This window comes from Bradyrhizobium sp. UFLA03-84, assembly GCF_002289535.1.
GTDB lineage: Bacteria > Pseudomonadota > Alphaproteobacteria > Rhizobiales > Xanthobacteraceae > Bradyrhizobium > Bradyrhizobium viridifuturi.
The window spans coordinates 432,264-452,808 of sequence record NZ_NSJY01000014.1 but is presented as its reverse complement, the minus strand read 5'-3'; the positions used below and the strand labels follow the sequence as shown (position 1 = coordinate 452,808).

20 protein-coding genes and 1 pseudogene are annotated in these 20,545 nt (G+C 62.0%); 4 read left to right on the top strand and 17 right to left on the bottom strand.

Annotated elements, in window-relative coordinates; translation table 11 throughout:
- Positions 1-365: 365 nt before the first annotated feature.
- On the bottom strand, positions 366-764 hold the full coding sequence (locus CK489_RS23700; RefSeq protein WP_095734010.1) for a hypothetical protein: 399 nt from the start codon (positions 762-764) through the stop codon (positions 366-368).
- Positions 765-1,013: 249 nt separating this feature from the next.
- On the opposite strand from CK489_RS23700, the gene CK489_RS23695 reads away from it, so the two are divergent.
- The 4 genes and pseudogenes from CK489_RS23695 to CK489_RS23680 form a co-directional block, all read left to right on the top strand.
- Complete coding sequence (locus tag CK489_RS23695) at positions 1,014-1,865, top strand: YqaJ viral recombinase family protein (protein WP_502694146.1); 852 nt, start codon at positions 1,014-1,016, stop codon at positions 1,863-1,865.
- Entirely contained in the window at positions 1,849-3,030 is a 1,182-nt protein-coding gene (locus tag CK489_RS23690) for an ERF family protein (protein WP_095734008.1), read from the top strand. Before CK489_RS23695 ends, CK489_RS23690 begins: the two co-directional genes overlap by 17 nt.
- Entirely contained in the window at positions 3,027-3,587 is a 561-nt protein-coding gene (locus CK489_RS23685) for a hypothetical protein (protein WP_095734007.1), read from the top strand. The genes CK489_RS23690 and CK489_RS23685 overlap by 4 nt, the downstream gene beginning before the upstream one ends.
- Positions 3,588-3,772: 185 nt before the next feature.
- A pseudogene (locus CK489_RS23680) lies at positions 3,773-4,866 on the top strand (IS3 family transposase); the annotation flags it as partial.
- Positions 4,867-5,962: 1,096 nt separating this feature from the next.
- Here CK489_RS23680 and CK489_RS23675 read toward each other — a convergent pair.
- The 16 genes from CK489_RS23675 to CK489_RS23605 form a co-directional block, all read right to left on the bottom strand.
- Complete coding sequence (locus CK489_RS23675) at positions 5,963-6,529, bottom strand: tetratricopeptide repeat protein (protein ID WP_095734006.1); 567 nt, start codon at positions 6,527-6,529, stop codon at positions 5,963-5,965.
- A gap of 150 nt (positions 6,530-6,679) precedes the next feature.
- The gene (locus CK489_RS23670; RefSeq protein ID WP_050631811.1) at positions 6,680-7,075 is read right to left on the bottom strand and encodes a hypothetical protein; all 396 of its coding nucleotides are present in this window, start codon (positions 7,073-7,075) and stop codon (positions 6,680-6,682) included.
- Between the two features lie 12 nt (positions 7,076-7,087).
- Positions 7,088-8,743 (bottom strand): type II and III secretion system protein family protein, encoded by a 1,656-nt coding sequence (locus CK489_RS23665; RefSeq protein ID WP_095734005.1) that lies wholly within the window; start codon positions 8,741-8,743, stop codon positions 7,088-7,090.
- Between the two features lie 417 nt (positions 8,744-9,160).
- Complete coding sequence (locus CK489_RS23660; RefSeq protein WP_245350492.1) at positions 9,161-9,577, bottom strand: TadE/TadG family type IV pilus assembly protein; 417 nt, start codon at positions 9,575-9,577, stop codon at positions 9,161-9,163.
- Positions 9,577-10,902 (bottom strand): pilus assembly protein TadG-related protein, encoded by a 1,326-nt coding sequence (locus CK489_RS23655; protein ID WP_158226488.1) that lies wholly within the window; start codon positions 10,900-10,902, stop codon positions 9,577-9,579. The genes CK489_RS23660 and CK489_RS23655 overlap by 1 nt, the downstream gene beginning before the upstream one ends.
- Before the next feature lie 7 nt (positions 10,903-10,909).
- Positions 10,910-11,383, bottom strand: coding sequence for a hypothetical protein (locus tag CK489_RS41445; RefSeq protein ID WP_158226487.1), 474 nt, complete (start codon positions 11,381-11,383; stop codon positions 10,910-10,912).
- 6 nt (positions 11,384-11,389) lie between these two features.
- On the bottom strand, positions 11,390-12,043 hold the full coding sequence (locus tag CK489_RS23650; RefSeq protein ID WP_095734002.1) for a methyltransferase family protein: 654 nt from the start codon (positions 12,041-12,043) through the stop codon (positions 11,390-11,392).
- 18 nt (positions 12,044-12,061) lie between these two features.
- A complete protein-coding gene (locus CK489_RS23645) occupies positions 12,062-12,970 on the bottom strand; it encodes a type II secretion system F family protein (protein ID WP_095734001.1) in 909 nt (302 codons plus the stop codon).
- The gene (locus CK489_RS23640) at positions 12,967-13,809 is read right to left on the bottom strand and encodes a type II secretion system F family protein (RefSeq protein WP_245350491.1); all 843 of its coding nucleotides are present in this window, start codon (positions 13,807-13,809) and stop codon (positions 12,967-12,969) included. The genes CK489_RS23645 and CK489_RS23640 overlap by 4 nt, the downstream gene beginning before the upstream one ends.
- A gap of 83 nt (positions 13,810-13,892) precedes the next feature.
- A complete protein-coding gene (locus CK489_RS23635) occupies positions 13,893-15,335 on the bottom strand; it encodes a TadA family conjugal transfer-associated ATPase (protein ID WP_095733999.1) in 1,443 nt (480 codons plus the stop codon).
- Positions 15,332-16,525 (bottom strand): CpaE/TadZ family protein, encoded by a 1,194-nt coding sequence (locus CK489_RS23630; protein WP_245350490.1) that lies wholly within the window; start codon positions 16,523-16,525, stop codon positions 15,332-15,334. The genes CK489_RS23635 and CK489_RS23630 overlap by 4 nt, the downstream gene beginning before the upstream one ends.
- An 11-nt stretch (positions 16,526-16,536) precedes the next feature.
- On the bottom strand, positions 16,537-17,505 hold the full coding sequence (gene cpaB / locus CK489_RS23625; RefSeq protein ID WP_095733998.1) for a Flp pilus assembly protein CpaB: 969 nt from the start codon (positions 17,503-17,505) through the stop codon (positions 16,537-16,539).
- A gap of 1 nt (position 17,506) precedes the next feature.
- Complete coding sequence (locus tag CK489_RS23620; protein WP_095733997.1) at positions 17,507-18,013, bottom strand: A24 family peptidase; 507 nt, start codon at positions 18,011-18,013, stop codon at positions 17,507-17,509.
- Positions 18,014-18,080: 67 nt separating this feature from the next.
- The gene (locus CK489_RS23615; protein WP_095733996.1) at positions 18,081-18,293 is read right to left on the bottom strand and encodes a hypothetical protein; all 213 of its coding nucleotides are present in this window, start codon (positions 18,291-18,293) and stop codon (positions 18,081-18,083) included.
- An 87-nt stretch (positions 18,294-18,380) separates the two neighbouring features.
- Positions 18,381-18,596: a hypothetical protein gene (locus CK489_RS23610; protein WP_095733995.1), complete on the bottom strand. Its 216-nt coding sequence runs from the start codon at positions 18,594-18,596 to the stop codon at positions 18,381-18,383.
- Between the two features lie 368 nt (positions 18,597-18,964).
- Complete coding sequence (locus tag CK489_RS23605; RefSeq protein ID WP_245350489.1) at positions 18,965-20,467, bottom strand: hypothetical protein; 1,503 nt, start codon at positions 20,465-20,467, stop codon at positions 18,965-18,967.
- Positions 20,468-20,545: the final 78 nt, after the last annotated feature.

Here is a 20,545-nt window from a genome sequence, read left to right as displayed (position 1 = left end):
ATCCAGGACAAGAGAGCCATTTCCCGACAAAAATCAGCATCGTCGCTAACACGATAAAGGCTGTTCACAGTGATGGCACCCAAGTTGATGGTGACGTTCTGGGTAGAGCTTCCGCCGAGGCTCTGACCAGGTCGCCGAAACGACACGGTCTCACCGGTTGTGACGGGGATTTTTGCCCGCAGTTTGCATTGGCGCCATAACCGCCCGGCGATTGACGGCTTGCTAAAAGCAAACTGATCAGCCGATACGGGAGACAACTTTGACGCGACGCGGGATCCACTCATTTCGATCGGCCCTAACGAGCCGATCCGCCTCTCCGCGACGTCGAAGTTCTCCGGAACGAAGCCAAATCGGTCTTTTGCCGCTCACGCTTGCTTTGATCTTAGCGAGCGAAGAGCGCGCTTCTGCGCGGCGAACGCGCTGCGCTCGTAGCGCTCCAGGCTCTTTAGGCGCTGCAGGGTTTCTGCGGCCGGATATTCTGATAGGTTGGCCAACATCGCCTGCCGGACCTCTCGTGTGCACAGCAAGTCTCGCTTGGCCTCTGCGACGGCAGCCAGCAACTCCGCCGCCGCCGGGTGGCCGAGGCAAGCGCCATCCAAGACGGACATGAAACGTGTCAGCTGCGCAGCATCGTCTTGGCGCGGCCGCGCCAGGCCATGGCGGTAGGCGTTTTGGCTGGACCTCGCTTTTCCATCCGCCGTTTTCGGGCCGGTGCTGCGCTTGGCATTGATGCGATTGGCTTTGATTTGTCGAAATGACGCCATTGGCCTGCCTTTGCGCGCTCGGTTTTGCGTTCGGTAGCATCCCTCCAGGGCCTTGCAACATCAAGTTTTTCGGGCTCAAAAGAGCAACAATCTTGCTGCGGAAAGGACTGGCCTTCGCCGGCAAAACGAGCGTTACTGATTCGACCGGGCCTTGCCGATGGCCTCGGTATCTCCCCCGCAGTTGCGGGGCTTTTGGCAGTGCGGCGGCAAGCCGCGTGATGTCAAACCAAGGAGATACCGGTGGCCACAATTCAAGCTAACGGCGCCGAGGCGCCCCGTTCCGTTATCAAGTTCACCCATCATGATCGGCGAGCCTTTATCGGCGGTTCGGATGCGCGTATCATCATGGGCGACGATCAGGACAGGCTCGTTCGCCTATGGCGCGAAAAGCGCGGCGAGCTCGCCCCAGAGGATTTTTCGCGCAACCTGATCGTTCAACTCGGCGTAACCACCGAAAATTTGAACCGCAATTGGTACCAAGGCTGTACGGGACAAACCGTCACCGACGTCCAGAAAAGGGTTCGACATCCCGTCCATACGTGGATGGCTGCGACGCTCGACGGCATCGTCGAACAGACCGGGGCGGTGTTCGAAGCCAAGTTCATGTTGCCCTGGGCCTTTAGTGAGGAAGCCGCAGCCGGAAAGCACATGGCGCAGCTGCAGCACAACATGTGGGTGATTGCGGCAAGGTCGGCGGTGCTGTCGGTGATCACCGGGGGTGGCAAATGGATCGAGATCACGGTGCATGCCGACCCGCTGTACCAACACCTTCTGCTGACCGCGGAGAAGAAGTTCTGGCGCTGCGTGCAAAGCGGTGAACAACCGGCCCTCTTTGGGAGCGAGGCGCCACGCCCGCGCCTGGCGGCCGTCAAGGTCGTCGACATGACCGCTTCCACGCTATGGGCCGAGTACGCGGCAAGCTATCTCCATACCCGTGTTGCCCACGGCGACCACGAGCGGGCGAAATCGGAGTTGAAAAAGCTTGTGCCCGAGGATGCCAAGGAAGCGTTCGGCTATGGCGTTCGCGCCAAGCGCGCGAAATCTGGCGCCATCAGCTTTGATCCGCTTGAGATGGAGAGCGTCGATGCATCAGGCCAGTGAGCATATCGGCGCGATCGCAGCCGCGCTCGCCAAAGCGCAAGCCGAGCTGACCAACCCGGAAAAAACTCAAACCGCGATGATCCGCTCGCCGTTCCTGCGCGATGATGATCGGACCTTCCGCTATGCGTCGCTCGCCGCGGGTCTCGACATCGTGCGCAAGACCCTGAGCCGGCACGAGATCGCCACCATCCAAACCACTCGGATCGAGACTAGCACCGGGCACATTCACCTCACCACCCTGCTCGCTCACGCCTCCGGAGAATGGATTTCCTCGGACTGGCCGGTTTGCGCCGTCAAGGACGTCGAGGCGCCGCACCGTATGGGAGCGGCACTCACATATGCCCGCCGCTACGCCCTGTTCGCCCTGGTTGGCATCGCAGGCGAGGACGACCTCGACGCACCAGACGCTGTGGCCGGTCCACCGGCCTCGGCGCCACGATCGCCCATTGACGCGAGAGCCAAGTCCGTCAAGGGCGTTCTCAACCGGGGGCTGGTGTTGGACTCATTGCAATCGGCTGAACTCCGGGAGAGGCTGTTAAGCGAGCTCTCAGTCCTGTCTGGCGGCACCGACCTACTCATCTGGGCCAAGTCCAGCCTTCCGCTGAAAAACACCCTTTGGGAGGCGGATGCCAAACTAGTCGAGGCCGCCTATCTGACCAAGCTGCAGGAGGCAGACCGAAACGGCATGGTCGAACGGGGTCCTGTCTTTCCCGACCCAGGCGTTGCGGCAGAGCCGTGCCCGGCGACTCCTGCGAGCCTCGAGGATGCGCCGCAAGCCCTCTTACCAGCGGCGCCCGAGACGGAGCTGACTTTTCCCAAGGATCCGCCGCGCAAGCGAAGCAAGGCGCACCTGTTGTTCGTCCGGGACCAGCTCTGCCTTGTCTGCCGGCTAAGTCCATGCGATGCGCACCATTTGAGGTTCGCCCAGCCAAGGGCTCTCGGTCGCAAGGTTAGCGACGAATATACCGTTCCATTGTGCCGCGCCCATCACCAGGATCTCCATCGGCATGGAAACGAAAGGGCTTGGTGGGCGAATCTGAAGATCGAGCCGTTGCAGGCGGCGCATGACTTATGGTCAGCGAGTCCGATCCACAGCCCGCTTGAGACCGCCGTCGTCAGCGCCGCCGCGCCCTCGCACTTGGGATCGGAGGTTACTCGACCATGAATGGGCCAATCCAAAGCTCGCTTGAGCTGACTGCAACAACACCAACCCCGCCGGTCGAGTTTGAGGTGTTGGCGCCGCCTCCCCTACTGCTCCCCGGTGAGCGGCATGAGCATTACCAGGCGCTGCGCCAAACGATCTTCGCCGATTTGGCGCCACGGTCTGCCATCGAATGGTTGCTCGCAATCGACGTCGCCGAACTCTCCTGGGAGATCCAGCGTTACCGCCTTTTACGCCACAGGCTGCTGGTGACCTATCGGCAAAAGGCGGTCGAGGCCGCCCTACGCAATATCGACATGGTCGGGATTGCGCCTGAGTTCGAAGCCGAGGCCGACTATTACACCCGTCAAAACGCGCTGAGTTGGCGCCTCGATCCGGTTGCCACGAACGAGATCGAGACACGTCTGGCGTCGTACGGTTTCGATCAGCATTCCATTAATATGGACGTCTACGTCCAGGCCCGAGAGGTCTTCGGCTTGTTCGAGGGCCTACTCAATGGAGCGCAAGCCAGACGCCTTCTGCTGATCAGAGAGATCAAGAAGCATCGCTTCCTAGCTTAGCACCTTCGAGGCCAAGGCTCCGTCGAAACCGGCTCGCGAGGTTCGAACGTGCTCTCAAAGGCGATAAGTGCTCAATTGAGCTGCTGCCGGTTTGATGGACACCGAGATTGGGTGTTTCATGAAGCCGGAGGTGGGTCACGGGGAGACGTAGGTTTAGTCGAGAGTTCAAGGTCGAGGAGGTCAGGCTGGTGAAGGATCGCGGGGTCTCGGTGGCGCAAGCGGCGCGGGATCTGGACGTTCGTGAGAACGTGCTGCGCACGTGGGTGAAGGAGCTTGGCAGCGATCCAGCGCATGCTTTCCCGGACCACGGGCAGATGAAGCCCGAGCAGCAGGAGATTGAGCGGCCGCGTCGCGAGGTCGCCAGGCTGAAAGCGGAGCGGGATATCCTAAAAAAGGCCGCAGCCTACTTCGCGAGGGAATCGACATGAAGTTCGGCTTCATCGCGAAGCACCGGACGATCTGGCCGGTGGCATGGCTATGCGACGCACTGGGTGTGTCACGGTCGGGCTTCCATGCCTGGCTGACCCGCTCGCCCAGCGCCAGATCCCGCAGCGACGACGCTCTCGGCGCACAGGCCAAGGCCAGCTTCCTCGGCAGCGATCGCACCTACGGCGCGCGCCGGGCGTGGCGCGATCTGCTCGCCAATGGATCGGAATGCGGCCTGCATCGGGTCGAGCGGCTGATGCGCTTACAGGCCTTGCGGGCGCGGCCGCGACGTCGGCGCCTACCGAAGGACGAAGGCTCTCGCCAGCTCGAGGTCATGCCAGTCAATCTGCTGGATCGGCAGTTCGACGCCGAGGGGCCGATCCAGAAATGGATCGCCGACTTCACCTACATCTGGACCGCCGAGGGCTGGCTTTACGTGGCGGCCGTCATCGATCTGTTCTCGCGTCGCGTGGTTGGCTGGTTGATGAGCGCCGGCATGCCGGCGCAACTGGTCGCGGATGCTCTGCTGATGGCGATCTGGCGTCGCGGCAAGCCAAACGCGCTGCTGCACCACTCCGATAGGGGCAGCCAATACACCAGCGAGCAGTTTCAGCGGCTGATGGCCGACAGCGGCATCGTGTGCAGCATGAGTTGAGCGGGCAAAGTCTGGGACAACTCGGCGATGGAGAGCTTCTTCTCGTAGCTCAAGACCGAGCGCACCGCGCGGAACCAGGAACGAGGCCAGAGCCGATGTCTTCGACTATATTGAGCGGTTATACAACGCCACCCGACGGCACTCGCGACGATCGGCTATCTCAGCCCGGTTGAGTTCGAGCGAAAGGTGGGATTAAGCTTAACTGAGCGTCCACGAAACCGGCAGCAGCTCAATTTCGGCAGCGCATATTGCAGCCACCGGAGCGAGCATATTTTCCAGCCCGACGCTCACGATGAACTGCCAGCCAACCATCAAGAAATTCGGAGTGGGGAATATGGGCCACCTCTTCTCCAAAGCGGCGAGTGCAATATTAAATTCCCATGTACAAGGCGGCGTAGTCAGCCGTGCGCCCCAATTACACTATCGGTCAGAAATGACGGGAGCATCTGTACCCCTGAGGTTGTGATTGCAGCTTTGGCTGGATTGAGTTACCCACCGGAGGTTGCTGGTTGTACGCCTCTTTCGCATCCATCGTGATTGTGGTGGATCTCTACAAATACGCATTTCATCGATTACAACGCGCGATTCCGACCCTTTGGTCGATGCATTCGTTTTATCACAGCGCGAATGCCGTCACATTCATACCGGCGGCCGACATTATTGGCTCAAGCGGGTGCTTTCTGACGCCTTACTTCCAATCAATGTCATCTTGTTTCGGGTCCCGACACACATGGCATTAGCCGTGGGCGTAGTCATCTTTATCCCCGATACGGGTTCTCACTTACTTCGGTCGGTTTGCGACATGGATCAACAACCCGCAATGGCATCGGATCCATCACTCAGTGCGGCTGGAGCATCGAGACAGGAATTTCGCCGCGTTTTTCCGTTCTGGGACATAATGTTCGGCACGGCGTGGGTGCCGACCGCGGATGAATATCCTACAACGGGACTTGTGCCTGCTGAACGAGCGGACATATCAATAGCTTGAGCTGGCCAATCCGGCATCTCCGGCATCGCAAGGATCAGAACGAACTAGGTAAGGAAAGCCGGACACCCGGCGCCAAGCGCCGGCCTGCAGAAATCATCGATCTGTTTTGGGCCAGGTTCAGATAGCGAACAAAGCGTGCCGCTCACGGCTTCGAGACTGCGGCGCAGCGCGGGCTCGGCCTCCGGCTGCCGGATTGTTTGAGGCGTCGATTGGTCTGCCATTTGTCGCGCTCGCGCGACCGCCCCTGCCCCTGCCGCAGAAGGCATGATTAGAACGAAGCCGCCGCCCCGCGAGGGGCCAGCTCCTCTACGGCTGATTGTTCGGCGGCCGCTCGATGAACTTCCGGCTGCCGTTGAGCAGCTCGAGGTTGTTGGCGATGACCGGGTTGCCCGGATCGAGCGAATACGCCTTCTCGAACTTGCGCCGCGCGCCGCCCAGATTGCCGCGCAGCATGAGGGAATATCCCTGGTCGTTCAGGATCTGCACGGTTTCGCCGCCAATCCGGATCGCCTGCGCATAGGCCTGATCGGCAAGATCGAAGCGGCGCAACTTGTCATAGCTCGCCGCAAGCCCGACCCACGCCGTGACGTCCTTGGGCGCCTTCTCCACCGCATCCTTGAAATAGCGCTGGGAGATGCCGTAGTTGCCGCGATTGTACTGCTCGAGCCCCAACCGCACCGGCTCGTCCGAGGGATAGTATTTGACGTCGGTCGGCTCCTGCACGGGGTCGCCGCCGGGCGGGTCTACCGGCGCGACGATCGCAGCTTCCCGCGTCGTGTAGTCGCAAGCCCCAAGGCCGGTCGCCAGGCAGCAGCAGAGCAACGCCGGCGCGAGACGACGCAACCCTCGTCCCGTTCCCCAAGTCCAGCGCATCTCTTGCCCCATTCGAAACATCATCGCGAAACTACCTACGAGAAACAGACCGCGCGACCGAAACACCGAGGCCAGCGCCAGAACCCAACGTCGCACTTCCCTTTCGAGCCCGCCCCGGCATCTGGTCCCCGCCGCCGGGTCAGCTCACGGCTACTTGCCCCCAACCCCGACGGCCACCGAGCCTCCGGTCCCGGCTCCCAATCCGGTCGTGTTGACATTCTGAATCGTGGTGACCGGCGGCGCCTGACCCATCGCCTTGGTCGGTTCGCCGAAGTCGGGCAGCTGATCGACCGGCCGTGACGTGGTGCCGTAGCGCTTCACGCTCTCGGTCGCACGACGTGCGTCATACGCGATCCGGCGATCGCCGACATAGGCCGGCCACGGGTGGATCGTGTGGGTGGCGGCGTTGACCTCCTTGGCATTGCCGGCACTCATCGTGATGGTGTCGGAACGCTGCACGTAGCGGTCCATCTCGTCATGCCCGTAAACGCCGTAGCAGCCGCCGAGCAGGAAGGGTGCGAGCAGAGCCAGGTATCTGAAAGACATCTCTCGCCTCCTCTAGTTCAGGGTCTTCACGACCGGCTGGTCTGCAGCGGCGGCCGGTGGCGGAGCGCGGACGACCGCATCGGGCGCGATGATGTGGCCATAGGGGCCCTTCACGTCGCCGCCGGAATTGACGTAGTCGTTATAGCGCTTGCGGACTTCCATCTGGCCATTGAGGAAGAAATCGACGTCGTTGGCCGGCAGGCGCGAGTCGAGCGGCGATGCCAGTTGCTGGCCGGGCGCCGCCGGCGCGACCAGGCGCGGCGTCACGATGATGACCAGGTCGGTTTCCTGCTGCTGGTAGGACTTGCTGCTGAACAAGGCTCCGAGCACCGGCACCGAGCCGATCCACGGCAATTGCGAGACGTCCTGCTGGTTGCGGGTCTGCAGCAGGCCGGCGATGGCGAAGCTCTGGCCGTCGCGCAATTCGACCGTGGTGCGTGCGTCGCGGCGGGTTAGTGACGGGACGTTGGTGCCCTGGATCGTGACCGAATTGGCGAAGTCGAGCTCGCTGACCGAGGGCTCGACGCGGAGGTTGATCAGGCCGCGCGAGAGCACGGTCGGGACGAAGGCCAGCTCGACGCCGAACTTCTTGTACTCGATCGCCACGGTCGGGAACCCGTTCGACGATTGGCTTGGGACCGGCACCGGAAATTCGCCACCGGCTAGGAAGCGCGCGGCATCGCCGGAAAGCGTGGTCAGGTTCGGCTCCGCCAGCCGGCGCGCCAGTCCCTTGGTTTCCAGCGCGGTGATCAGAAGATCCACCGAACTGCCGTTGCTGGTCCTGAGGATGCTGGTCAGCAGGCTTCCGAATGGCGCCGGAGACACGCCGCCGGCGGACCCGACGAGCGTATTTATCGTTCCTAGCACTGGAAGGCTGCCGGTGGGTGGGGCACCGACTGGACCGCCTCCGGCACCGAACTGGCCATTGTTGGTGTTGATACCCCCAATGGGAGCTCGGCCAGCGGCTGCAACGCCACCCGCCCCCGAAATGCCGATGTTGGTGCCGTTGGCGTTGGCTGCCATCAGGTTCACACCGAGGTCGCGCCCCGCCTGGCGGCTGACCTCGAGGAAGCGCACCTCGAGCATGACCTGCTGCGGCGCAGCGACGCTCATCGCGTTGACGACGATGCCGCCCTCGGGAACGCTGCCCTTGGCAATCGCCAGCGCCTTCTCCGCGACGACCGCGTCGGCGGCCATGCCGCTCAACACCACCTGGCCTTCCGACGCCGATACGCGAATGCCGCGCGTTCCCGTGCCGGACTGAATGTTCTGCTGCAGATTGCTGATATCGAACGTCACCTCGACGTCGAGGATGCCGATCTGCTTCATCGAGCTGTCGAACAGGATGACGTTGGTGGTGCCGGTCTTCTTGCCCTGGACATAGACCAGATGGTCGCTCAGCGACTTGACGTCGGCGATGTCGGGCGAGCCTGCGACGATCGTCGAAAATGCCGTGTCGACCCTGAAGGTCCGTGACTTGTTGACGGTCACCCGGACGCGCTGGACGTCGCTCATCTCGCTGACGAAGACGCCGCCGGTCTGAACCCGCCGCTCCGCGGCGGCGGCTGGATCGGCGAAATGAAACAGGGCAACCGCAGCGCCAAACGCGATCGCGCTCAAGGCGACCAGCCCAAGTCCCGCATCAACCGAAACGCGACTTCCCATCATGCCAATCCCCTTCGCCGCGTCTCCACGACGATCCCCCGTAAACCTACGGCCTCGGCGTCCCGATCACTCCAGCTCGTGCACCACGCCGTAGAGCTTACAGTCTGTCCGACTACAAATAGTTACTCGCGAAATTCCCATTCCCTGGCGTGTCGAGCTGAACCAAAACGCAGTTCGCTCCGTGATCCCCACCCGCCAGGCCGCTAATGGCGGCTCCTGATAATCTCCCGCCACGCGTCCTGATTGCAAGGAAAGAGCCCGGCCGGGCAGCGCCGACCCCTGAGAAAACTGCCCGATGTTGCCACCGCGCACCACTTCCGTAGCCCGGTTGGGTTATTTGCGGGCGCGCCCAATGGCGCGGACGCCCAGGCGGCTGCCTGCCCGAACGATCCAAGCCGGGACTGCCTCGAATCGGGCTTGTCAGAACGGAATCTGGGTGGACGCGCTCGGGGCGTTGAACGAGGTGCCCCAGACCGACATCATCATCTGGAAGTTGGGCGAAGACGCCGTCACGGTCAGCGCCGAGGCGCCCGCAGTGGTGGTCACCGTCGGCGAGAGTCCCACACTGGAGTTATACAGGAAGGGAGCGGCCGCTTGCTTCTGTGTATCCGACAAATAGTCAGTGGTACAAGCGGACGGTGATGTGCCCGCGATGACGGCAGGTGTGTAGCATTGAATGATGTTCGCCCGCGCGCCGGCATCAGCAAGCGCGCGCAACGACTGCATCGTGATCGCGTACCGCCCGAAATCGATGATGGCAAAGATCAGGGTGAACAGCGGCACCGCAACGATGCAGAATTCCAGGGCCGCGACGCCGCGCTGATCGAGCTTCCTCATCACTGCACCAAACGTACGGTTTGAACATTCGGCCTGCTCGCCCCATCGGACGTACACTTACTGTTGTCCAGCGTCGTATTGCCTTGGAATGTCACGGCGTAGGCTATGACCTGATAGCAGCCGGAAGCGGGGGCGCCCGACGTGCTGTTCCCTCCGTATGTGACGGGAGCATTCGGCACATAAACCGTGCCGTTGAAATAGCTTGTGGAGGTGCCACTGATGTTGACACCTTGCTTTGAATAGGCCTCACCATCGTAGATCAGAAGATCTTTCATCTGCGCCTTGACCGAAGCTGACAATACCGACGGCCCGGAAGGCGATTTCATTGCCGTCAACTGGATCGTCGGGCTGCCGGTAATCGTGAGCGATGCTCCTGCGAAGAATATCAGGGTGGCCGTACCCGTTATGGTTGGATTCATATTGATTTTGACGTTCCCCGAAAAATAGTACGTGCCACTTAGCGCGGAACCAAACGTCGGATTATTGCTGCTATTGTAACAGCTGCACGTCTCATACGGCAAAGGCGTCGAGCTGTTGTTCTTGCTCGCAAAATCTGACGTCTTCAACGCGGATAGCGCAGTGTTTACGGCACTCAACGGGTCGGGAATCGGCTGCTGATAAGTCTGCACGCCCGTGCATTGGCTTCCTCCGGTTTGAGAGCAGCCGCCGACCGTATAGCTTGGCGCACTGACCGAGATGCCGGAATTGCCGATGAAGCCGATTGCATTTGACGCCGCACTGTCCGACGAAATACCGCATGTTGTCGACGTCACAGTTGCGCTGCCTTGAAATGTGACAGCGTCCTTCAGAGCCAACACGCATGGCGGCTTGGCGAGACTATCAACTTGGGCGACTGCCAACGCGCCAACATTGATCGTCGACATACCGAGGACCGTGGCCAAGTAGGCCGGCTGCTGCTGGCTAACGATGGCCTGGACGAACGTTCCCGCGTTTCCATTCCACGACGTCAGCGAAGCGATCTGGACACTCTGAGAAACGTTGCTCGGAAGGCTCGTCGAGCAAATGGAGCCGGGATACGATGTGTCGCCCGAATTGCAGAACGCATTCTGAGCGGCGACCTGCTTGCCGCGATAATCGTATGCCTGTGAATTATTGCAGCTTACGCCAGGTTGTGGAGCACTGTCGCACGCCAACCGCAAGGCGCCCGCATAGGCGGCCGCGTCAGCCGCCCCCTGGGCGCGCTGCTGGGTGACGTACCACATTCCTGCCTCTCCGCCGAGCGCCATCACTCCGATCAGCGGCACCAGCGCAATGACTGTTGCGAACGCGGCCGAGCCTCTACGGCAATGGAGCATGTTTCGCATGGAACACCTATTGAAACCGTTCCGAGTAATACAGCGTAAAAGCACAGGGATTGGTATTGCCGCTGACGCACAACACTGACTGCAGCACCATCGGCGCCAACGTGACCGTTGTTGCGTATGAGTAATACTTCGGCTGCGAAGGATCGGAGTTGCTTGAGGAGCAGACAGCATTGCTGTCGCCACAAATCAGCTGAAAGTTGGTGATCGGATATCGGCTATCGGCCTTGGCGGTCGCGGTATTCTGCCAAGTGGTCGCACTGGTGACGTCAGGAGGCGGGGAATACAAGATGGATTGGCCGAACCCGCGTAACGCTGCGAACGCCGATATGTACTGGAAGCCCGCGACCGCAAGATCGGCAAGCGGCAGAAGAACGACCAGGAGCAGGAAAACGTAGACGACCGGCACCTCCAACGCGACGGCGCCGCGCTGATCCGCGATCAGCAAACGCTTGAGGCTCTTACGACTCTCCCTGCTAGGCATGGCAGCTCACCAAACGTAGGGAATCAATCTCCAGCGCGATGCCTCGTAGCTGGAATATTCAGGAAGCGTACGCCGAAGCACGTCCTCCTCGTAGAGGATCCGGCTGACCTGGATGCCGATGTGCAGGATCAGCAGGGCCACGGTCATCCAGCTCAAATGCTGCAACACCACCCCGAGGAACACGATCTCTTCCGATAGATAGAGAGGATGCTTGATCCATTTGTACGGGCCGGTCTGCACCACCGAACGTGCCTGCGGCACCAGGCTGAACGACCGTCCAAGGTGCCGAATCGTGACGAGGATCATGATCACGCCCGCCAGCACGCAAACCGTGGATGCCAGGTTTGCCAGCGTCCCTTCGGTCTTGTCGAAGAACGTGATCGTCCATGGGAAATAGGTGCCGACGAAGGCCGCAATCCGCGGCAGCAGGCCTTCCGCCTGCGCCTTGGCAGGCCCCCGGGTGAGGATCAGCAGAGCCAGCAGCAGGTAGAACACCGCGACGCAAAGGCTCGACACGATCGATGGCCAGGGTTCGCCACCCATCGTTCCGAGCTTGAGCGTGACGACCAGCCCGAGAAGGAAAAACCACGCGCTGCCGAGGACCCGGGTGATCCGATCGTAGGCCAGGCTTGCCGGCAATGTCATTGTACTTGCACTCATGGTAGTTGCGCTCTTGGCTTAGTGACCGAGGTTGGTGAATGTACGCATGAGGTGGAGGAACGGGCTTCCGCCCAGGATGACGAACATTGCCGGCAGCAGGAACAGCACCATCGGAACCGTGAGCTTGGCGCCCAGCTTGTGCGCCCTCTCTTCCAGCTTGGTGATGCGCTCCCGGCGCAAGTCCGTCGCGATGCTGCGCAGCGCCTGGCTCAGCGGCGTGCCGTATTGCAGGCTCTGGCTGACCATGGTGCCGAAACGACGGAGCCCATCCGACGTCGTAGCAAGCTTCTCGAACGCCTCTGCACGGGTCGGCAGGATCCGCAGATCATCGAGCAGACCGTGCAACACATGGGCGATCGCAGGATTGGTCTCCCGCATTTCGTCCGCCACGCGTTCCAGCGCGCTCTCCAGGCCCATGCCGGCTTCGCTGCAGACCACGAGCAGGTCGATCATGTCGGGCGTGCCCGCGCGAATTGCCGCATCGAAGCGCCGCTTCGTGACCATCAGAATCAGGCGTGGGGCCATGATTCCGACCGCCAGGCCCATGAACGTGAAGATCATCACGTCGCTGAACGGCCTTCCCAGAACTTCCGAGATGGCGAAGGCCGCGATCGGAAGCAGGAACGAGCTCACCATCTTGAAGCCGATCCAGATCGGCAACATCCGATAGTGATTGAAGCCGGCCGATTGCAGGACCAACCGCAGCTCGGCGAGATTTTCCTGCGCGTAGAAGCGCCTGTAGCGCGTGCCGACCGATGAAAGCCACCCGATCAGGTCCTGCGGCGAGTTGGATCGGTCGGGGATGCCCAGCACCGCGTTCGACACGCGCGTGTCCAGGGCGCGGAGATGGAGCTCGCGAATGATCAACAGGAAGGTCGCAGCCGCGACTGCGACGGCGAGCCCCGCCAAACCGACACCGGCCGTCATAGCGACGTTTCCCTTCTCACCATCCAGCGGATGACAAAATGACCCATCACGACCGAACACACCGCGTACGCAAGCAGCATGTTTCCTTGCGGATCGGAGAACAGCAGGTCGACAGACCGCGGATTGATCCAGTAAAGCATCCCGCCAATGAGCGCCGGCGCGGCCGTGAGGGCGCGCGAGGAGAAGATCACCTCTCCGGCCAGCGCCTTGGCACGGGCCGCCAGCGCGACCCGCTGGCTGACCGTCTCGCCCAGCGTCTGCAGCGTTTCCGCGAGACTGCCGCCGGTCTTCAATTGCACCGCAAGCGTCACCGCGAACATCGCATATTCCGGCACCTGCGTTCGCCGATAGACGTCTTCCACGGCCTCCTCAGGCGACCTGCCGAGATTCAATTCATTGCAGACGATGGCGAATTGCCCGGAAGTCGGTTGCGGCATCTCGCGCGCGATGGTGCGGAACGCTTCGTTGACAGGCAATCCCGACCGGACGGTACCCGTCACCAACTGGATCGCGTCGGGAAGCTGCTGGAACAGTTGGTTTGCGACCCGCCGCTGCTGCCATCCAAACAGGCCGCGCACGACCAGCAAGGCGACGATCGCGGCTGCGGTACCCGCCTTCAGGCCGGAGAATTTCAAGAACTGGTTGGCATAGAGGACCCCGGCCGCCGCGAATGCCGCGGCAAGCAGCACATAGACCGGACGCACGGCGTACACCATCTGGGGCCGGTAGTTGGCCACGCGATTGAGCAGATTCCAACGCGAATCCTTGGCCGCGCGACGAATGGACACCAGGGTTGCCGCCTGAGCCGTTGGCAGCGCGATCTCGAGCTGGCGGTCCATGCGCCGCTGTCGCGAATCGAGCCACAGCGTGTTGAGCGTCGCACACAGCAGAAGCGCCAGAACGATGACCAGGGGGGTCGACATCAGATCTGCCTCATCGCATCGGCCCAGGCCCGGTCAAGCCCGTAATAGACTAGGCGGCTCTTGAATTTCGGGACCGCGTTGGTGGACCTGTAGGTACCTGAAATCCGCCCGTGAATGTCCTCGTCCTTGTACTCGAACAGCGCAATGTCATTGGTGGTGATCACTTCGCCCTCGAGACCGATCACCTCGCTGACCTGCACGATGCGTCGCTGACCGTCCCGCATGCGCTCGACCTGCACGATGAGATCCAGCGCGGCGACGATCTGGGAGCGGATCGCACGCGAGGGCAGATTGACCTGCCCCATCTGCACCATGTTTTCCACGCGAGTCAGTGCATCGCGCGTGCTGTTGGCGTGCACCGTCGAGATCGATCCGTCATGACCGGTGTTCATCGCCTGCAGCATGTCGAATGCCTCGGCGCCGCGCACCTCGCCCACGACGATGCGGTCCGGCCGCATACGCAGTGCGTTCCACAACAGATCGCGCTGATTCACCTGTCCCGTGCCTTCGAGGCTCGGCGGCCGCGTCTCCAGGCTGATCACATGCGGCTGCTGCAGCTGGAGCTCGGCCGCGTCCTCGATCGTGACGATACGCTCGCTGTGGTCGATGAACTGGCTCAAGGCGTTCAGCAAGGTCGTCTTGCCCGAACCGGTGCCGCCGGAGACCAGCACGTTGAGCCGACAACGCGAGGCGATCTCGAGCAGCTGGCCAAGCGCCGCGTTCATCGTTCCGTTCTCGATCATCGCGGCGATGTTGTAGCGCCGGCTCGGGAACTTGCGGATCGAGATGCACGGGCTGTGGATGGCCAGCGGCGGCAGGATGATGTTGACGCGGCTGCCGTCAGGCAGACGGCAGTCCACCATCGGGCTGGATTCGTCGACGCGGCGGCCGACCTGCGAGGCGATCTTCTGCGCGACGGAGGCGATGTGGTCATTGTCGCGAAACCGGACCGCTACCCGCTCCAGCTTGCCGGCCCGCTCGACATAGACGTTGCTCGGCCCGTTGATCATGATGTCGTTGATCGTCTCGTCGAGCAGCAGCGGACGAAGCGGCCCGTAGCCGGTCATGTCGTCGGCGATCTCCTCCGCCAGGAAGAGCTGCTCGCGGCCCGACAGCTCGAGCCGCTCCTGGTTGGCGATGCCGTGGATGATTTCCTCGATCTGCCGCCGCAGCACGTCGCGGGAAACTGTCGTTGCCACCGCCGGCTCGATCTGCTCGATCACCCGTTCGCGCAGCGATGCCGGCATCACCGGATGGTGCGAAGGCTCTTCACGCTTCGGCGCCGACGCAAACAGGCTGGGCGGCGATGGGGCCGCGCCTGGTTCCACCGGCGGCAAGGGTGGCGGGACCGGCTGCACGCTTGCTGCCGGGGTCGGCGCGACCAGCACCGCACCGGGCATCCGCACCGGCATTTCATCTGCGCGCCTGCCGAACTTTTTCATAGCCCGAGCCACCTCTTCCACCCGGCCTTCTTGTTGGCGCCGACGCCGGTGATCTCCCGTACGATCGGAGCCAGGTGACGCCGCAACCCGGATACGTGCTTGAGCGCGGGAACGCCGAGGTTGACCGCCTGGGTCATGCCCTTGCCGAGATCGGGGATCACCATGTCGGGCTCGGCGCCAAGCGCCTTCACGATCGTCGCCCTGGGCAGGCCGCCAGGCCGGCCGGCACGGTTGAGCAACGTGAAGACCCGGTCCTTGCCCGCGATGTTGGTGACGGCGTTGCGGAGCGCGTGCGCGTTGCGCAGGCCGGTCACCTCGGCTTCCAGCAGCACCAGCACGTGACGCGACATCTGGATCACCGGATAGATCGATGCCGGGAACGGCACCGGCACGTCGACCACGACGTAGTTGAACCGCTGGCGCAGCAAGCCCAGAACGTGCCGCACGCCTGCCTCGGTGATGTCGAGCTTGGCATCGAGATCTTCGTCGCCGGCGATCAAGCAAACCCGATCGTTCACCTCGATTGCCGCGCGCTCCAGAAACAGCGTGTCGGCCCGCATCGGATTTTCGAGCGCGATGCGCAAACCAGGCCCCGGACGGACACCCAGCATCACCGCGGTTTCGCCATTCTGCAGATGCAGGTCGAGCAGCGCCACTTTCGCCTTGGTGGTCTCTGCCAGTTGTATCGCGAGGTTGATCGCAATGCTGGTCGCGCCGGCGCCGCCCTGTGCGCCGCAGATCGAGACCACGTGCCCGCCGCGGTCATTATGCGCAGGCGCGGCATCGCCGATCAGCTTCGGACGCAGCTGGTCCAGCACCATATCCCGGGTGATCGGCGTCGGAAGGTACTCGGTAAGACCGATCTCCATCAGCTCGCGGTAGAAGGTGATCTCCCTGTTATCGCCGATCAGGGCCACCTTCACGTCGGGCGGACAGACGCTGGCGAGGCGCTCCAGCTCGGTGAAGGGATCATCCAGCCCGCTGATGTCGGTCACCAGCGCGTACAGATCGGTGTCGGTCTCGAGCATCCGTGTCGCATGCCGGATGGTGCCACGCCGGATCACCAGATTGCTGCCGTCCAGACCCTTGCGCAGGGCTGCCGCGCTCAGTTCGTCGTTCACGAAGCAGACGATACGATTACGCGCAACAAGGGACGTCGTCGTCTCTTCGGGCGGATCAACCATTGCCATGTTCACACTCATCAACGTTTCTCCGCCCCTTTGACAAGGTCGCTGGCCGCCGCTGTGGTCTGAGCCTCGAGCGGGGACGGCCCATCGCATCCTGCACGGTAGTCGTCGTCCGCATCCTGCTTTTTGACCGAGTATTGCTTCATCCCGCTGCCGGAATAGATCGCCACCGTGGTGCTCTGGCCGGCAACCGCACTCTGACGCGCCAACTCGGGCGAGACATCGCAGCTCGATGTCGCACCTGTGTCGGCCTTGTCCCACTGCTCGGCCGCAGCCCGGACCACGAGCGACAGCGTTCCTAGCTGCTTTGCGACGGCGACCTTCTTGACTTGCTCCGGCTTGAGCTCCAGCGAAACGGTTTGCGCGGTCTTGCCGACGACGGCGTTGCTGACGGGACGCCCGCCCTGTGCAATCTCCTGGTCGATCGCGATGACGCGCACATTGGACAGAACGGTTTCGCTGACGGCGCGCTTCACCGGATCCGCCTTCTCGAACACCTGGGTCAGCACCACGTCGACATTGTCGCCAGGCCTGATCAGACCCGAGACGCCGGTTTCCTCGTCGACCTTGATGCTGATCGCGCGGCTGTCCGGCGCCAGCACGCTGGCGAGGAAGCCACGATCCTTCGGACGGAGGATGTCCTCCAAGGTGATGGCGCTGCCGGCTTCGACGAACTTGCGGACCAGAGAACCGGGAAGTCCGGCCTTGCTGTCAGGCGTTTCGAGGATTGCCCCTGCCGGGACAGCTTTCGGCACCGCCTGGCGCACCGCGAAATCCTCGTCCCGCGCCAGCGTTCCCTTCGGCAGCGGACGCGTCGCAACGAAGTAACCGACGGTCGCCGCCGGCGCCACCGGCGCTACCTGCTTTTCCGCTACCTCGGCGACAACCACGTCCTTGCGGTTCGCGTTGTAGGCAATGAGCCCGAGTGCCGTAGCCGCGAGCAGCAGCACCATGATGATCGAGACGCGCAGGGCGGACGACATGTCAAAATCCTTTGCTCAAAATAGCCCAGATACCGCCGCATGCGATGGCGACCCCGTAGGGCAGCGGTGCATGCCTCAAGTGACGCCAGCGCTCGACCGCATAGACCCTTCGCGCAAGCGAGGATCCGGCGGGCGCCAGCCTCGGATATGGCAGACGGCGCATCATCAAATGCACTGCGGCCAGAGCGCCACCGGCCAATGCAGTTACGGTCAGCAATTCAATCACGCCGGCGAGCGGCAGACCGATCGCCAGGGCAACCAGCAATTTGAGATCGCCGCCGCCGATCATTCCCTGCTGGTAGATCACGAACAGCACCAGAAACAGGATTGCAGCAACGATCAGCGACTGGCCAATCTGCATCGGACCGGCCAATTGACCAACGATCCCGAGGAACGCCAGTGCCAGACAAACTTCGTTTCGGATCAACCGTGTCGCGATATCGATCGTTGCGACATAGAACAACAATGCGATTTCCAGACACGAGGTCGTGGACGCAATCCAATTCATAAAATATACGCCTCAGAAGTAGCGGGGGCATAAAATGATGCCCCCGCCGAAGCGAGATCTTCCCTGCTTAAGCAGAAGCCGCGGCGGTAACAGTGCTCGTGATGGTGCTAATCGCACTGGACAGCGCAGAGCCGATACCGGTCGTGGCGTCTGTTCCGAAAGCGGCAGCAACAGCGGCGACGATGCAAGCGGCCACGATCACGTATTCGAACGACACGACGCCGTCCTTGTCCGTGCGCAGACGCAGCAACGTTTCCCTGGCCTTGATGTAACGCAACATGGAGATAACCTCCTCTACCTTGCCGACATCGCAATCCGGTTGACGACTGTTGGCAGAATGACTCTGCCAACGCCGTCGATGTTCGGATCAGGCCGAGACCGCAGCGGTGACGTTGGTGGTGATCGTGCTGATCGCGGAGCTCAGCGCCGAGCCGATGCCGGACCCGGTGCCGGTTCCGAATGCCGCGGCGACGGCAGCGACGACGCAAGCGGCCACGATCACGTACTCGAACGACACAACGCCGTCCTTGTCCGAGGCGAGACGCTTGAAGGCTTCGGTGGTCTGGATATAGAGATTCAACATAGGAAAATATCCCTTTTACGATGAATTTACGCAATACGTTGGCGGGCAAAATCCAAAGCCAACTAGGATTTTCTTATAATGCGTCGCGAGAAAGCTGTCACTTGGTAATCGTTTATTAACCCTACTGGCGTAGGCGGCCGACATGCTCGTCGGCCACGACGATGTGGAGGCAATGGCGGGAACCCCTTAAATTATAGGGATTTCCGCATTTCGTGACGTTTCCATGCGATCACTCCGTGCGAATACGGTCAGAGCAGCCGCCGCTCGGCGCCGCCGCCTATGCGGCCGCCGAGCCCGACCGCGGCCCCCGGTATTTTGCGGTCCCAACCAGCCAATGGGAGCCTGCCAGGCGGTCATGAAGTATCGAGCTACTTCCGCAATGGCGCACTGTCGCCCTGCCGTCGCCGAACGTGGACGACGGCCACGTCATCGGCGTAGACCCGCTGCCACTCCGGCAACCGATCGAGCAGCCCTACCGCAGGAGTCGACGGCGCCAGGAGCGTCGCGTCGATCTTGAATTCATCGAGCATCCTGACGAAATCCGGCAGGTCATAGAGCGAGATGGCATTCACGTAGCGATCGAGAAAGGCCGATCCGTACAGTTCGGCCCGCGAATCAATGAACACCGGAATGTCCTGGAACATCAGATATCCGCAGAAGAAGTAGGCATTGAGGACGCGACTTGCGCCTTGCTCCTTCAGCTTCTCAACCGCGGCGCGCGGCACGAGTGGTGGCGAGAGTTCCTTGACCGCGATCATCACGCCGCTGGCGATGACGAGAGCGGTGATCGCTGCGATCATCGTCGAGCGCGCCGGGGCGACAACTTTGCGGTCGTGCCGCAACTGCGGCCACGACAGGTGCTGCGCCAACGGACCCGCAACGAAGAACGGCGCAACCAGTGCAAAAACATCGACATAGCGCACGTGGACGAGCATCTGATAAACCACCGCCAGGAGCATCGCGATCCTGATCGGTGGGAGCTTGAGCCCGCTGTAAAGCAGGTAGGCGAGGCCTGCTATCAGGCATGGCGTGACAGCATTGAACGAGCTGAAGTCGATCGGCTGCCACTCGCTGATATGGGCGAGCGCGCCTCCCAGGTGCAAAATGCGCCCGATCACCAGCATCGATTCCGGCCCATACGGGGTGATGCAAGCCGCCCCAAGCGCCAGCACCCCAAAGCGAATCCATTGGACTGCAATCCTGACGCGGTCCGATCGATCCGACATCCAGAGCGCCTCCAGGGCGAACGGCCCAATCAGCGCCAAGGCCAGCGTGAAGCTTCCGTGAAGGTTGGCCCAGAGCGTGACGAGTGGGAGATAGACCAGGGAAGGCGCCCGTCGCTCGCCGCTGGCACTGACCAGAGCGTCAGCCCATACCACCATCAGGGGAAAGACCAGGACATGCGGGCGGGTGAACACGTGGAACGACGTCATGACGATTGCAGCCGACGTCAGGATCGCGGCCGGTATGTTCGGCAATCTTTTCAGCAGCAGGAGCGCAAGCAGGTAGTACGCGGCCGACGCCGATAGCGCCGCCAGCATCACGGGTCCCGTCCATCCGGTCAGCTTGTAGGCAACGAAAAAAAGGACTTCCGAGAGCCACTCGCTGGTGATCCAGGGTGCACCGCGCATCGTGAAGGAGAACATATCGGCGTGAGGCACGGCACGATGATCGACGATCCACTGGCCGACCATGATGTGCCAGTAGATGTCGGCATCCTTCAGCAGGAAAGTGCCCCTGGCGACGATCGTGAGATAGGCAGTCGCAGCGAGCAACAGCGGCAACCAGGGCCGAAGGTAGTCGCTGCGCCCAGAATTCACGCTCGGCCCCGTCTCGTGGCTCACTTGAAGTGAGTTACCGCCTGACTGCATGCTTTACGTCCCTCACCGCCGATCATCGTCGACTCGGACCGGTGGGTGCAACCCAGCAGTCCCCAGAAATCGCTTTCG